This is a genomic window from Cyanobium sp. LEGE 06143 (genome assembly GCF_015207535.1).
Classification (GTDB): domain Bacteria; phylum Cyanobacteriota; class Cyanobacteriia; order PCC-6307; family Cyanobiaceae; genus NIES-981.
Genome location: NZ_JADEWP010000049.1, coordinates 1 through 13,945, shown reverse-complemented (window position 1 = coordinate 13,945; position 13,945 = coordinate 1). Strand labels below are relative to the sequence as shown.

Here is a 13,945-nt window from a genome sequence, read left to right as displayed (position 1 = left end):
TCGTGGCGTCGTTCCAGGCCACCGACCGGCGGCGGATGGTCTGTCTCTTCGCAGCACCGGATGGCGAGCGGGTGCGGCAGGTCAACCGGCGGCTCGGGCTCGCCTATGAGGCGGCCTGGACGGCGCGGGTGCTCGCCCCCGCCTGCGCCTGAGGCCTGAGCCGAGGGGAGACGGTCATGGAGCACGTCATCGTCGAGGGCCGCTATCTCGAGCCCACCACGCCCGAGGCCATCCAGAAACGCGGGCTCGGCCAGCGCTTCTGCTTCGACCTCTATCGCAGCCACCCGGTGACGCATTACCTCTCGCTCGACGGCGCGCACATCCTCTGCGTCTTTCGCGCCCCGGACGCCGAGGCGGTGCGCCGCAGCCTGAACGCGATCGGGGTGCTGCCGCCGGACCGGGTGTGGACGGCATCGCTCGAGGGCCCGTTCACGGATCCGCCGGCGCTCGCGGCCGAGGCCATCGCCGCCGAACTGCGGGCCGCCCAGGAGGCTCTGCCGCCCCCGTCCCAGGTCACCTACGCCCCGGACTGCCTCAACCCCGCCAACGCCCTGCCGATGGGTCGGCGGCGGCCCGGGGCCAATCTGGGCGTGTTCAAGGGGATGGTGTCGGAGATGTTCCGCAACTGAACCCCAGCCCGCCGCGCCAGGCCGCCAGCAGGCTCGCCGCTGCCACGGCGGCCGTGGAGGTGCGCAGGATCCCCTCGCCCAGCTGCACCGCCTGCCAGCCGCGCTCCAGGGCTGCCGCTTCCTCCGCGGGGCTCCAGCCCCCTTCCGGGCCGATGGCCAGCCTCACTGGTTGAGGGGCACCACTGGGCTGCGCGGCTGACGCCTGAGGCCAGAGCGCATGGAGGGCCTCGCCCAGCGGCAGGGCCGTGGGCCGGCGGCTGGTGGCCAGCAGCCGCACCCCGCTCGTTGCCGCCGAGAGCCAGGCCAGGGCCGGTTGCGCCGGCAGGCAGTGGGGCAGCCACAGCCGTTCGCACTGCTCCAGGGCCTCGCGCAGCACGGCCTGCTGGCGCTCCGGGCGGATCGCTGCCTCCGCCACACTGCGCTCGGCCTGCAGCCACTGGAAGCTGTCGATGCCCAGCTCACAGGCCATGCGCAGCATCACCTCCGGATCCCGGCGCGGCAGGGCCACGGCCAGCTGCAGGCTGGGCTGTGGGGCCGGAACGCTCAGCAAAGGCGCCCCCAGGCTCTGTTGCAGCACGGCCCAGCCCTGCTGCCGCACCGGGCCCGGCTCGAGAGCCGCAGACCAGAGCCTGCCGCAGCCATCCACCAGCCCGAAGACCTGCCCCGCTCGCAGCCGCAGCACCCGCCGCAGGTAGTGCAGCTCCTGAGCCTCAAGGGCCAGACGCCCCTCGGCGCCCTCGAGGCGAGGGCACTCCACCAGCAGGCGGCGCAGCTCGCGGACCATGGCGCGCTCAGGAATCGGGGATCGAATCCAGCAGCTGGTCAATGGTCTCGGGCTGCTCGTCGATGGCCCAGTCGTCGTTGAGGCCACCGATCAGCACCTGCTCCACCTCCACCACGTCGTTGTTGAGCTGGCGCAGGGTGTTGATCAGCACGTCGAGGGCGAAGGCATCACTCGTGCCCAGATCCAGCCAGCAGCGCGCCCACACTCCCTGATATTCCATCGGGCCCATGTTGTGCATCAGGGCCGGCAGGGCCGTGGCGGCGGCCTGCTGGTCGTAGGCCATCCAGCTCAGTTCCGCCCCCTCCTCATGGACCTGGAGCGACTCGGCATTGAAGCCACCCAGCTTGCCCAGAAAGAACCAGCTGTCGAAGACGGTTTCCAGATAGCCCTTCTCGCCGCTGCCGAGTGGATCGGCAAAGCGCATCCAGATCCAGCAATTGAAGGGGTCGAGCTCACGAAATTGAACGTCCATCGGCACCGATCGGGCTGGGCCGCAGCCACAACAGCAGAGGCCACTCTCCCCCACCGCAGGCATGCTGGAGCCATGCTTGAACTGCGCGGCCTCGGCTACCAGCCCGCCACAGCCCCCCAGCCGGTGCTGCGCGAGGTGAGTCTGGTCCTGGAGCCCGGGGCGATCGGCCTGGTGGCCGGCCGCAGCGGCGGCGGCAAAACCACCCTGCTGGAGTTGATCAGCGGCCTGGCCGACCCGGATCAGGGCACGATCCACTGGAACGGAGAACGCTTCCGGGCTCGCCAGCGCCGCTGGCTGTGCGGCCTGGTGTTCCAGTTTCCCGAGCGCCATTTTCTCGGGCTCACGGKGGGCCAGGAGCTGCGGCTGGGCCAGCGCCGCGTGGAGTCCGAGCGGCTGGAGGCGGTGCTGCAGCGGGTGGGCCTCGCTGGGCTCAGCCTCCAGCAACGGCCTGAACAACTGAGCGGCGGCCAGCAGCGGCGCCTGGCCCTGGCGGTTCAGCTGCTGCGCCACCCCCAGGTGCTGCTGCTGGATGAACCCACCGCCGGGCTGGACTGGACGGTGCGGGGCGAGATCGTGGCTCTCCTGGAGGGGCTGGCCCGGGAGCGGGCCGTGCTGGTGGTGACCCACGAACCGGAGCTGTTCCAGCGCGCAGCAGGCAGGGCCTGGCGCCTGGAGCAGGGCACGCTCACCGATCTGCAGACGAGCGAGCTCCTTACGATGGTCTGAATGAGCACCGGCTGCATGAGCGAGTCCTGCCTGAACGACAGGCTGCTGCGGGCCACAGCTGCCGACGGCGGCATCCGGCTGGTGGCTGTGTCCACCACAGCCACCAGCCGCGCCGCCGCCGAGCACCACCAGCTCTCCTTTCTCACCACGGCCCTGCTCGGTCGGGCCATGGGAGCTGCTCTGCTACTGGCCAGCTCGATGAAAATCAGCCACGGCAGGGTGAACCTGCGCATCTCCTCAGACAGTGCGCTGAAGGGCCTGATGGTGGATGCCGGCCGGGATGGCACCGTGCGCGGCTACGTGGGCAATCCGGCCCTGGAGCTCGACCCGATCACCGGCGCCGACGGCTCACCCCAGCTCGATCTGGCCGGCGCCACCGGAACGGGCTATCTCCACGTGATGCGCGACTGGGGCCGGGGCCAGCCGTTCAGCTCCACGGTGGAACTGGTGAGCGGTGGCATCGGCGATGACGTGGCCTCCTACCTGCTCCACTCCGAGCAGACCCCCTCGGCGGTGTTCGTGGGTGAACGGATGGACAGCGGCGGCCTGCGCTGCAGCGGCGGGGTGCTGGTGSAAGTGCTGCCCAAGGYGGCCCGGGAGCCCGCCCTGGTGGCCCTGCTGGAGGAGCGGTGCCGAGCGGTGCAGGGCTTCAGTGCCCGCCTGGAGGCCTGCCAGGGCAACCTGCTGACGCTGCTGGAGGCCATCTTTCCCGACCTCGACCCCCAGCTTCTGGAAGCTGAGGCTCAGCCTGTGCACTTCCACTGCCCCTGCAGCCGCCAGCGCAGCCTTGGCGCCCTCAAGCTCCTGGGCCGCGACGAACTCAGCAGCATCCTCGAGGAGGATGGCCGGGCTGAACTCACCTGCCACTTCTGCAGCTCTGTCTATGAGGTGAGCGGCCGGGAGCTCGAGGGCCTGATCGCCGAACTGGAGGAGGCTGCCGTCGCCTGAGCGGCTCAGGCCACAAACAGCGCCGCCAACAGCAGCAGCACGAAGGCGGGCAAGCTCTGCAGCTGTTGCAGGGAGAGGGGCAGCCCCAGGGGCAGGCCGGATCCGGCCAGGCCGGCCACCAGGCCACCCAAAACCAGCCCCAGCGTGAGCAGACCGAAGCCCCAGCCCACAGCCGCCAGGAAGCGGCGGCGGCGGCGTTGCAGACACACCACCGTGAGGGCGGTGGCCAGGGCCAGCAGAAATTCCGGTGAGGCCGAGGGCACCAGCAACAGCAGGGCCAGCAGAACCCCGAAGCCGCCTAGGGCCAGGTTCAGAACACCGCCCTCGGCCAGCTCCAGCCCGGGCATGCTCAGGGTCGGCGCCGCCACCTTGGGCAGGGGCAGCTGGGGCAGGGCAGGCATCGCCAGGCGAGGCGGAGGCGGAGCGATCTGCTCCCGCGCCGAAGCCGTTCGGGCCGCCGTGCTCACCCGACCCTGCTGGCGCTGCTTGAGGCGCTCCATCAGCAGGGTGTCGTAGGCCGCCTCGATGCGCGAGCGGGCCATGGTGTCCTCACCGGCCTCGTCGAGGCGGGCCTGCTTGGCCGCCTGCACCTCCTCGAAGCTGGCGTCGGGGCTGATGCCAAGGCGTTGATAGGGCTCCAATGGCTCGGCCGCTGGGGGTTGCGGATCGGAAGGGTCGGGCATCACCATCGCCGGCGGACAACTAAGCCTGCATAGAGCGTATCGAGGCCGGCCTAGAAGAGGGGCTCACTGAAACGGAAGCCACCTTCCTGTTCCAGTCGCAGCCTCCAGCGCTCGGCCTCATCGGGATCAAGCCGATGTCGCCGCTTGAGCAGGGGCATCTGGGGTGGGAGATGGCTGCCTTCCCGCATCTCAACAGAGCCGGTGAGGGGTGGTCCACCGAGGGTCTCGAATTGGAAACTGACGTAGTCGCAACCCCCGTCGGGGCGGGGACGCACCAGCCAGAGCGGCTTGAGCATCGCCGTGATGGTTCGTTACACAACACTCTGGCGCAGCCGTCAGGCGACTGCGAAGACCAGCCACCGAATCCCGGCCCACTGCGGCGCTGGGCCAGCACGGCCCAGGGCCATCACCGCTGTGGACTTCCAGGCCCTCAGGCCCCCGCGGGATGGAGATCGGTGACCGCGGCGGCTCTGGCGCCAGGGCTGATGGCGAGGCCCTCCACAGCCCTGCGCAGGGCCTCCTCCCGGCTGAGCTGATGGTGCTGCGGCGGCAACTTGGCATAGAGCCCGAGCTTCTCGAGCCGCTGGCGGGTGGTGCCGCTGGCCCCCACCACGAACACCTCACGGCCCTTCTCGATCGCTTCCTCCACGGCGTTCTCCACCGCCAGGGCGGAGGCCGCTCAGGGGGCCGGGTCCACGCCGCCGAAACGGCGCTGGCGGTTCTGGTAGTCCAGCAGGGCGGCGTGCAGGGCCTCGCCGTCGAAATCGGGCCACAGCACATCGGTGATGTGCAGCTCGGCGTAGGCCAGCTGCCACAGCAGGAAGTTGCTGATGCGGTGTTCGCCGCTGGTGCGGATCAGCAGATCGGGATCCAGCTGGCCGGCGGTGAGCAGTTCGGCGGCAAAGCACTGCTCGTCGATGCTGGCCGGGTCCAGCTCCCCCTCGGCCGCCCGCTGCGCCAGGCGCCGGGCCGCCCGCACCAGCTCGGCCCGGCCGCCGTAGTTGGTGCAGACGTTGAAGCGGATGCCGCTGCCGGCGGCGGTGCGGGCCGTGGCCTTGGCAATCAGGTTCTGCAGGCCCAGGGGCAGGGGCTCCAGATCCCCCAGGAAGCGGATGCACACCTGTTCGCGCTCGAGGCCCTCGATCTCCCGCTGCAGCACCCSCTCGAACAGGGCCATCAGGAAGTTCACCTCCTCGCCGGGCCGGTTCCAGTTTTCGGTGGAGAAGGCATAGGCCGTCAGGGCGCCCACGCCCCAGTCGCTGCAGAGCCGCAGGGTGCGCTTGAGGGCTTCCACGCCGGCCCGGTGGCCCACCACCCGGGGCAGGCCGCGCCGTTGGGCCCAGCGGCCGTTGCCGTCCATGATCACCGCCACATGGGCCGGCAGCCGGGCGGGATCCAGCCCCGCCGGCAAGGGATGGGTCTGCCTTGTGCTGCTGGTCGCCAGGGCGCGACTCATCCGCGGGAATCCGGCGTGTCCTTGGTCACGGTACGCCCGCCGGCCTGGGCCAGCGCCCGGGTGAGCAGATCATGAAGACGGCTGCTGGTGATCGGCCGCTCCAGGCGGCCCTGGCAGGCCAGGGCCAGGGTGCCGGTCTCCTCGGACACCACGATCGCCAGACAGCGGTCGAAGCGCTCCGTGAGGCCGATGGCGGCCAGGTGGCGGGTGCCGTAGCGGTTCATCCCCTGGCGCGAGAGCGGCAGGATCACGCCCGCCGCCAGGATGCGGTTGCCCTTCACCAGCACCGCGCCGTCATGGAGGGGGGTGTCGGCGGCGAAGAGGTTGAGCAGCAGATCCACCGAGAGCTGGGCATCGATGGCCAGGCCGGGGCTGAGAAAGTCCTCGGGGCGCAGGTCGCTGCCCAGATCCACCACGATCAGGCCGCCGCGCCGCGCCTGGGAGAGGCGCCCCGCCGCCTCACTCAGCACCCCCACCGAGCTGGACATCAGCTGATCGCGGCTGCGGTTGCCGAACAGCAGCCCCAGCCGGCCCGTGCCCAGCAGTTCCATCAGCCGCCGCAGCTCCCCCTGCCAGAGGATCGCCAGGGCCAGGCTGCAGGCCAGCACCAGGGCATCCACCAGCTTGGTGGTGAGCGGCAGGTTGGCGAAGCGCTGCACCAGCCAGGCCATCGCCACCAGCAGCAGGTAGCCGCGCAGCAGCCACAGCGTGCGCGCCTCGGTGACCCGGCCCAGCACCACCATGCCGAGGGCCGTGGCGCAGACGAGATCAATCAACAGACGCCAATCCAGCAGCCGAAGCCAACCTTCCAGCCACGGCCCGGTCACGCCTGAACCCAATTCTCGGCGTCAGATTACCGGCGTCAGGCGCGCTGGCAGAACGTCGTAGCGCAGTAGGTCTTCCGGCTGCTCGCGGCGCTGCACCAGCTCCGCCTGACCCTCATGCACCAGCACCGCCGCCGGCCGTGGGATGCGGTTGTAGTTGGAAGCCATCGAGGCGTTGTAGGCGCCGGTGGCGAACACGGCCAGCAGGTCGCCACTGGTGGCCGGCGGCAGGGCGATCTCCGGCAGCAGCACATCGCCTGATTCGCAGTGCTTGCCCGCCACCGTGACGGTCTCACTGGCCTCGGCGGTGGGCCGGTCCACCAGCAGGGCGGTGTACTGCGACTGATAGGTGATCGGGCGGGGGTTGTCACTCATGCCGCCATCCACGGAGATGTAGGTGCGCAGGCCCGGGATGGCCTTGCGGCTGCCCAGTTCGTACACCGTGACTCCGGCGGTGGCCACCAGGGAGCGGCCCGGCTCACACAACAGGCGGGGCAGGTCGAGCCCCCGCTCGCGGCAGGCCGACGCCAACGCCCCGGCCACCGTGCTCACCCAGACCTGGATGGTGGGCGGGTCGTCGCTGGCGACGTAGCGAATGCCCAGACCACCGCCCACATTGAGGTCGCTCACGGGGTGGCCGAGGCCGCGGGCCTGGGCCAGGGCGTCAGCCATCACGCCGGCCAGGTCGTGGTGGGGCTGGAGCTCGAAGATCTGGGAGCCGATGTGGGCGTGCAGCCCGGTGAGGCGCGCCCAGCTGCAGCTGGCCAGGTGGCCCAGCACCTGGGGCAGCTGCTCGGGGTCGAAGCCGAACTTGCTGTCCAGGTGGCCGGTGCGGATGTACTCGTGGGTGTGGCACTCGATGCCTGGCGTGAAGCGCAGCATCAGCCGCACCGGCTGCGCCAGGGAGGGGGCCAGGGCGCTGAGCAGCTCGATGTCGCGCCAGTTGTCCAGCACCACGGTGACGCCCGCCTGGGCCGCCAGGGCCAGCTCCTCGGGGCTCTTGTTGTTGCCGTGCAGCACGATGCGCTCGGGCGGCATGCCCCCGCCCAGGGCGGTGAGCAGTTCCCCGGCGGACACGGCATCGAGCCCCAGCCCTTCCTGCGCCACCAGGGCGGTGATCGCCAGGGAGCTGTTGGCCTTGGAGGCATAGAGGGCCAGGGAGGGGTCGGGGTAGGAGGCGGCCAGGGCGTCGCGGTAGGCCCGGCAGCTGGAGCGCAGGGTGGCCTCATCCAGCACGTAGAGGGGCGTGCCGTAGGTGCGGGCCAGATCGCTCAGGCGGCAGCCCCCCACCAGCAGGCGCCCCTCGGCGTCGAGGCCGCTGCTGATCGGTGCCAGGTTGCGGTTGGGGCTGGAGGCATCGCAGCCGCTCTCGAAGGGCTGCTGGGCCAGCGCCGCCTGGGACGCTGGCTCGGAGGCTGGCTCGGTCCCGGTGACGGGCTCGCTGGACATCACCATGGAAAGACCGCAGGTCGGGGGCGCGACGACACAGACGAATGTACGGAAACGATCGAGGCAGCAGGGGGCCCGGCGAGCCGGCTGAGGGCGGCCTGCGCCTCAGCCGGCTGGGCCCTGGGCAGCTGGCGGCCTGCCAGGACCTCGACGCCGCCGCCCTGGGCCAGCTCTGGAGCACCGCCCAGTGGCAGGCGGAGCTGGCCGATGCGGCGCGCCTGGCGATGGGCCTCTGGCAGGGGGACGCCCTGGTGGCGATGGCCTGCGGCTGGCTGATCGTCGATGAGTTGCACATCACCCTGGTGGCGGTGCGGCCGCAGCAGCGGCGCCGCGGCCTGGGGCGGCAGGTGCTGCAGGCCCTGCTGGCGGAGGGCCAGGGCCGCGGCGCCAGGGCCGCCACCCTGGAGGTGGCTGAGGGCAACCGAGCCGCCCTGGGCCTGTACGGAGCTCTGGGGTTCAGCAGCCGCGGCAGGCGTCGCGATTACTACCGCAGTGGCGAGGCGGCCCTGATCCAATGGCTACCCCTTACGCAGCCGTGCCCAGGCGATGGAGCGGACAACACGATCGACCGGTGCGGATAACCGGCTTTTCTTATTGCACAAGAGCTGCAATTTGCTGGTCTGAATTGCAATGAAAAGCGGCCAGCCTGTTGCCATCACTGGCTTTAGCGAACTGAGCTCCCCGCAACCACACCACCCTTTCAACCCTGATAGGTTGGGTGAACTTGCACCAGGCCCCGCCCCATGTTCGAGCGGTTTACCGAGAAGGCCATCAAGGTGATCATGCTGGCCCAGGAAGAGGCCCGCCGCCTTGGTCACAACTTCGTGGGCACTGAGCAGATCCTGCTGGGCCTGATCGGCGAGGGCACCGGCGTCGCCGCCAAAGTGCTCAAGTCGATGGGCGTGAACCTCAAGGACGCCCGCGTCGAGGTGGAGAAGATCATCGGCCGCGGCTCCGGCTTCGTGGCCGTTGAGATCCCCTTCACCCCCCGCGCCAAGCGCGTTCTGGAGCTGTCCCTGGAGGAAGCCCGCCAGCTGGGCCACAACTACATCGGCACCGAGCACCTGCTGCTCGGCCTGATCCGTGAGGGCGAGGGCGTCGCCGCCCGGGTGCTCGAAAACCTCGGTGTCGACCTGGCCAAGGTGCGCACCCAGGTGATCCGCATGCTCGGCGAGACCGCCGAAGTGGCCGCCGGTGGTGGCAGCAAGGGCTCCACCAAGACCCCCACCCTGGACGAGTTCGGCAGCAACCTCACCCAGCAGGCCTCCGACGGCAAGCTCGATCCGGTGGTCGGCCGGCAGAAGGAGATCGAGCGGGTGATCCAGATCCTGGGGCGCCGCACCAAGAACAACCCCGTGCTGATCGGCGAGCCCGGCGTCGGCAAGACCGCCATCGCCGAGGGCCTCGCCCAGCGCATCAACTCCGGCGACATCCCCGACATCCTCGAGGAAAAGCGCGTTCTCACCCTGGACATCGGCCTGCTCGTGGCTGGTACCAAGTACCGCGGTGAGTTCGAGGAGCGCCTCAAGAAAATCATGGAGGAGATTCGAGGTGCTGGCAACGTGATCCTCGTGATCGACGAAGTCCACACCCTGATCGGCGCCGGCGCCGCCGAAGGCGCCATTGACGCCGCCAACATCCTCAAGCCGGCCCTGGCCCGCGGCGAGCTGCAGTGCATCGGCGCCACCACTCTCGACGAATACCGCAAGCACATCGAACGGGATGCGGCACTGGAACGCCGCTTCCAGCCCGTGATGGTGGGTGAGCCCTCCGTGGAAGACACCATTGAGATCCTGCGTGGCCTGCGGGAGCGCTATGAGGAGCACCACCGGCTCAAGATCGCCGACGAGGCCCTGGTTGCCGCAGCCACCCTGGGCGACCGCTACATCTCCGACCGCTTCCTGCCGGACAAGGCGATCGACTTGATCGACGAGGCCGGCAGCCGGGTGCGGCTGATGAACTCCAAGCTGCCCCCTGCCGCCAAGGAGGTGGACAAGCAGCTGCGCGGTGTGCAGAAGGAGAAGGAGGAAGCCGTGCGCGAGCAGGACTTCACCAAGGCCGGCGAACTGCGTGACCGTGAAGTGGAGCTGCGTGATCAGATCCGCACGATCCTGCAGGCCCGCAAGGAGGACGAAACGCCCTCCCCTGAGGCTGAGTCTGCGGCTCCCGATCTGGGCACGGTGACGGCCCTGATCGGCAACGCCGACCCCGACCGCGCTCCGATGGTGTCCGAGGAGGACATCGCCCACATCGTGGCCTCCTGGACTGGTGTGCCCGTGCAGAAGCTCACCGAGAGCGAATCGGCCAAGCTGCTGAACATGGAGGAAACCCTCCACCAGCGGCTGATCGGCCAGGACGAAGCCGTCAAGGCGGTGTCCCGCGCCATTCGCCGCGCCCGGGTGGGTCTCAAGAACCCCAACCGGCCGATTGCCAGCTTCATTTTCTCCGGTCCCACTGGCGTCGGCAAGACCGAGCTCACCAAGTCGCTGGCGGCCTACTTCTTCGGCAGTGAGGAGGCGATGATCCGCCTCGACATGTCCGAGTTCATGGAGCGCCACACGGTCAGCAAGCTGATCGGCTCACCTCCGGGCTACGTGGGCTTCAACGAGGGCGGCCAGCTCACCGAAGCGGTGCGGCGCCGACCCTACACCGTGGTGCTGTTCGACGAGATCGAGAAGGCTCACCCGGACGTGTTCAACCTGCTGCTGCAGCTGCTGGAGGACGGTCGCCTGACCGACTCCAAGGGCCGCACGGTGGACTTCAAGAACACCCTGATCATCATGACCTCGAACATCGGTTCGAAGGTGATCGAGAAGGGTGGCGGCGGACTTGGCTTTGAGTTCTCCGGCGGTGCCGCCGAAGACACCCAGTACAACCGCATTCGCTCGCTTGTGAATGAGGAGCTGAAGCAGTACTTCCGCCCCGAATTCCTCAACCGTCTCGACGAAATCATCGTCTTCCGCCAGCTCACCCGCGACGAAGTGAAAGACATCGCCGAGATCATGCTCAAGGAGGTGTTCCAGCGCATGGACGACAAGGGCATCCACCTCTCCGTCACCGAGGCCTTCAAGGAACGGCTGGTGGAAGAGGGCTACAACCCCTCCTACGGCGCCCGTCCCCTGCGCCGGGCCGTGATGCGCCTCCTGGAAGACTCCCTGGCCGAGGAGTTCCTCTCGGGCCGGATCAGCGAGGGCGATTCCGCCCTGGTCGACGTGGGCGAGGACAAGCAGGTGGTGATCCGCAAGCAGAGCGCCCTGCCCGTGATGCCCGRACTCGCCGGCGCCGGCGCCTGAGGCCTGCCGCCCCTGGCTGCCTCCCTGCTGAGGCAGCCGTCTTCAACCGCCCGGCTTAGCAGCTGGGCGGTTTTGTGTTCATTACGATGGGTTGATGCGCCAGCGTTCCCGCCGGGGCTCTGTGGAGCCCACCAGCCCAGCCCGCGATGGGGCGGTTGCCGCTGGCTCGGCCCCGGCCACACCTCAGGCCCACCGCATCGCCCCCGCCGAGGTGCTGCGCGGTGAGGGGGCCTGGCAGCAGGCCCTGCCCCGCATCGCCCGCCTCTGCCACCGCCCCCTGTTGCTGGGGCGAGGGCCCGCCACACTGCCCCTGCGGCAGAAGCTTGAGCAGAGCCTGCGCCAGGAGGGGCTGACGCCCCAGCTCGAGCGGCTGGAGCACGACTGCTGCGAGCTGGACCTGGAGCGCCTGGGGCGCAGCCTGGCTGACGGCGGCAGCGAGGGCCGACCCGATGCCGTGATCGCCAGCGGCGGCGGCAAGGTGCTGGACGCCGGCAAGCTGCTGGCTCACCGCCACGGCCTGCCCTGCGTCACCGTGCCCACCAGCGCCGCCACCTGCGCCGGCTGGACGGCCCTGGCCAACGTCTACAGCCCGGAGGGCGCCTTTCAGCACGATGTGGAGCTGCGGCGCTGCCCCGAGCTGCTCGTGTTTGACCATGCCCTGGTGCGCACCGCCCCGGCCCGCACCCTGGCCAGTGGCATCGCCGACGCCCTGGCCAAGTGGTACGAGGCCTCGGTGAGCTCCGCGGCCAGCAGCGACGGACTGATTCAGCAGGCCGTGCAGATGGCCCGGGTGCTGCGCGACCAGCTGCTCTTCGACGCCGAACAGGCCCTGCTGGACAGCAGCAGCGAGGCCTGGGTGCGGGTGGCGGAGGCCTGTGGCCTCACCGCCGGGCTGATGGGTGGCATCGGCGGTGCCCGCTGCCGCACCGTGGCCGCCCACGCCGTGCACAACGGCCTCACCCAGCTCAGTGCCAGCCATGGCGCCCTGCATGGCGAGAAGGTGGGCTTCGGCATCCTGGTGCAGCTGCGGCTGGAGGAAGTGCTGGGGGGCAATCAGCTGGCCGGCCAGGCCCGGCGGCAGCTGCTGCCCCTGTTTCGCCAGATCGACCTGCCCGCTGATCTGGCCGATCTGGGCCTGGGCCAGGCCACCCTGGAGCAGCTGCAGCAGGCCTGTGCCTTTGCCTGCGCTCCCGGCTCAGACCTGCACCACCTGCCCTTCAGCGTCAGCGCCATCGATCTGATGGCCGCCCTGGTGAGCACCCGCTGCGGCGAGCGGGTCGCCGCGTGAGCGCCGCTGCTGAGGCCTGCGGCCCGCTTGAGCTCAGCTCCCAGGCCCTGGTGGAGCGGGCGGCCCGGGAGCTGCTCGATCCCCAGGGCCGCGCCCTGGCCCAGGCCCTGCAGTGGTGGCCCCTGCAGGGCCTGCCCGACCTCTGGCCCGTGGCGGTGCTCGGCCAGGGGCCACCGCTGCTGCTGCTGCACGGCTTCGACAGTTCCTTTCTGGAGTTCCGGCGCATCGCCCCACGGCTGGCCCAGAGCCATCAGCTGTTCATCCCCGACCTGTTCGGCTTCGGCTTCTGCCCCCGTCCCGCCCAGGCGGCCTATGGCCCCGCCGCCGTGCTGGAGCACCTCACCGCCCTGCTGGCGGCCATCGCCAGCCGCAGCCCGGAGGCCGCACCGCTCGGCCTGATCGGCGCCTCGATGGGCGGCTCCGTGGCCGTGGAGCTGGCCCGCCGCCACCCCGGGCAGATCAGCCGCCTGCTGCTGCTGGCCCCCGCCGGCCTCACCGGCCGGCCCATGCCCCTGCCGCCGCTGCTGGATGGACTCGGGGTGCGCTTCCTGGCCCGGCCCGGTGTGCGGAAGGGCCTTTGCCGCAGCGCCTTCGCCGATCCCGATCGGGATGTGGGCCCGGCCGAGCTCGAAATCGCCTCGCTGCACCTCGCCGCGCCGGGATGGGGCCAGGCCCTGGGGCGTTTCGCCCGCTCAGGCGGCTTCGCCGGCTGCGGTGCTCCGCTGCCGCCCCAGCCGATCGCGGTGCTGTGGGGGGCCAACGACCGCATCCTGCGTCAGCCCCAGAAACGCGCCGCCCTGGCCCTACTCGGGGAGCGGGTGCGGGAGCTGGAGCCGTGCGGCCACCTGCCCCACATCGACCAGCCGGAGTGCGTGGCCGCCACCTGGCTGGCCGGCAACGGCGCATGAGTGGCCCCCTGCTGCAGTTGCTGGCAACGGGCCTGCAGCTGTGGATTCGCCGCCAGTGTGAGCAGATCGGCGCCCTCTCGCTGGAGCTGGAGGGCCGGGATCTGCAGCTGCTGCGCGGCCGGCTGGCCGGGGCCCAGCTCCAGGCCCGGCAGGTGCGCTACCGGGGGCTGGAACTCGACGCGGTGACGCTCACGAGCGAGCCGATCAGCCTCCAGGTGGCTGGACTGCGGCGGGGCCAGGCCATCGAGCTGGGTCAGCCCTTCGGGATCAGGGGGGAGGTGCGGTTCAGCCCCGAGGGGCTGGAGCACTCCCTGGCCCAGGCGAGCTGGCAACCCCTGGCCGACCAGCTCGCCGGCCAGCTGCTCGGAAGCGCCGCCTGGCGGGGGAGCAGCCTCAGCCTCCGCCGGGAGCACCTGGTATTGAGAAGCCATGGGGCGCTGGAGCTGGAAACGAGCCTGAGCGCGGAGGCCGGCACGGTGCTGATC

16 protein-coding genes are annotated in these 13,945 nt (G+C 70.3%); 8 read left to right on the top strand and 8 right to left on the bottom strand.

Annotation, left to right across the window (positions count from 1 at the left end):
- Positions 1 to 176 precede the first annotated feature (176 nt).
- Positions 177 to 629, top strand: a complete 453-nt coding sequence (locus IQ216_RS05295; RefSeq protein ID WP_193814642.1) for a hypothetical protein — start codon at positions 177 to 179, stop codon at positions 627 to 629.
- On the opposite strand, the gene IQ216_RS05290 is transcribed toward IQ216_RS05295, so the two are convergent.
- A complete protein-coding gene (locus IQ216_RS05290) occupies positions 595 to 1,413 on the bottom strand; it encodes a 16S rRNA (uracil(1498)-N(3))-methyltransferase (protein WP_193814641.1) in 819 nt (272 codons plus the stop codon). The genes IQ216_RS05295 and IQ216_RS05290 overlap by 35 nt on opposite strands.
- A 7-nt stretch (positions 1,414 to 1,420) precedes the next feature.
- Positions 1,421 to 1,885 carry a DUF3531 family protein gene (locus IQ216_RS05285; RefSeq protein WP_186699292.1) on the bottom strand — a complete coding sequence of 155 codons (465 nt, stop codon included), beginning with the start codon at positions 1,883 to 1,885 and terminating at the stop codon, positions 1,421 to 1,423.
- A 72-nt stretch (positions 1,886 to 1,957) separates the two neighbouring features.
- On the opposite strand from IQ216_RS05285, the gene IQ216_RS05280 reads away from it, so the two are divergent.
- Both IQ216_RS05280 and hslO read left to right on the top strand, forming a co-directional pair.
- Positions 1,958 to 2,611, top strand: coding sequence for an ABC transporter ATP-binding protein (locus IQ216_RS05280; protein ID WP_193814640.1), 654 nt, complete (start codon positions 1,958 to 1,960; stop codon positions 2,609 to 2,611).
- 30 nt (positions 2,612 to 2,641) lie between these two features.
- Positions 2,642 to 3,559, top strand: a complete 918-nt coding sequence (gene hslO, locus IQ216_RS05275; protein WP_193814643.1) for an Hsp33 family molecular chaperone HslO — start codon at positions 2,642 to 2,644, stop codon at positions 3,557 to 3,559.
- 5 nt (positions 3,560 to 3,564) lie between these two features.
- Here the strand turns inward: hslO and IQ216_RS05270 are convergent, their stop codons facing one another.
- From IQ216_RS05270 to lysA, 6 genes are all read right to left on the bottom strand, one after another.
- The gene (locus IQ216_RS05270) at positions 3,565 to 4,242 is read right to left on the bottom strand and encodes a CPP1-like family protein (RefSeq protein WP_225875811.1); all 678 of its coding nucleotides are present in this window, start codon (positions 4,240 to 4,242) and stop codon (positions 3,565 to 3,567) included.
- Between the two features lie 50 nt (positions 4,243 to 4,292).
- On the bottom strand, positions 4,293 to 4,538 hold the full coding sequence (locus IQ216_RS05265) for a hypothetical protein (protein ID WP_186699286.1): 246 nt from the start codon (positions 4,536 to 4,538) through the stop codon (positions 4,293 to 4,295).
- A gap of 134 nt (positions 4,539 to 4,672) precedes the next feature.
- On the bottom strand, positions 4,673 to 4,903 hold the full coding sequence (locus IQ216_RS05260) for a hypothetical protein (RefSeq protein ID WP_228007165.1): 231 nt from the start codon (positions 4,901 to 4,903) through the stop codon (positions 4,673 to 4,675).
- A gap of 18 nt (positions 4,904 to 4,921) precedes the next feature.
- On the bottom strand, positions 4,922 to 5,698 hold the full coding sequence (locus IQ216_RS05255) for an isoprenyl transferase (RefSeq protein WP_193814639.1): 777 nt from the start codon (positions 5,696 to 5,698) through the stop codon (positions 4,922 to 4,924).
- Entirely contained in the window at positions 5,695 to 6,441 is a 747-nt protein-coding gene (locus IQ216_RS05250) for a diadenylate cyclase (protein WP_225875938.1), read from the bottom strand. The genes IQ216_RS05255 and IQ216_RS05250 overlap by 4 nt, the downstream gene beginning before the upstream one ends.
- 105 nt (positions 6,442 to 6,546) lie before the next feature.
- Positions 6,547 to 7,974, bottom strand: a complete 1,428-nt coding sequence (lysA, locus tag IQ216_RS05245; protein WP_370566612.1) for a diaminopimelate decarboxylase — start codon at positions 7,972 to 7,974, stop codon at positions 6,547 to 6,549.
- Positions 7,975 to 8,015: 41 nt separating this feature from the next.
- Here lysA and IQ216_RS05240 point away from each other — a divergent pair, with 41 nt between their 5' ends.
- The 5 genes from IQ216_RS05240 to IQ216_RS05220 form a co-directional block, all read left to right on the top strand.
- Positions 8,016 to 8,552, top strand: coding sequence for a GNAT family N-acetyltransferase (locus IQ216_RS05240; protein ID WP_193814635.1), 537 nt, complete (start codon positions 8,016 to 8,018; stop codon positions 8,550 to 8,552).
- A gap of 162 nt (positions 8,553 to 8,714) precedes the next feature.
- Entirely contained in the window at positions 8,715 to 11,264 is a 2,550-nt protein-coding gene (locus IQ216_RS05235; protein ID WP_193814632.1) for an ATP-dependent Clp protease ATP-binding subunit, read from the top strand.
- Between the two features lie 94 nt (positions 11,265 to 11,358).
- Positions 11,359 to 12,552, top strand: coding sequence for an iron-containing alcohol dehydrogenase family protein (locus tag IQ216_RS05230; protein ID WP_193814630.1), 1,194 nt, complete (start codon positions 11,359 to 11,361; stop codon positions 12,550 to 12,552).
- A 47-nt stretch (positions 12,553 to 12,599) separates the two neighbouring features.
- Positions 12,600 to 13,460: an alpha/beta fold hydrolase gene (locus IQ216_RS05225; protein WP_228007166.1), complete on the top strand. Its 861-nt coding sequence runs from the start codon at positions 12,600 to 12,602 to the stop codon at positions 13,458 to 13,460.
- Positions 13,457 to 13,945, top strand: a 489-nt coding sequence (locus IQ216_RS05220) for an LmeA family phospholipid-binding protein (protein ID WP_193814627.1), incomplete at its 3' end; no start/stop codon positions are given. The genes IQ216_RS05225 and IQ216_RS05220, both read left to right, overlap by 4 nt.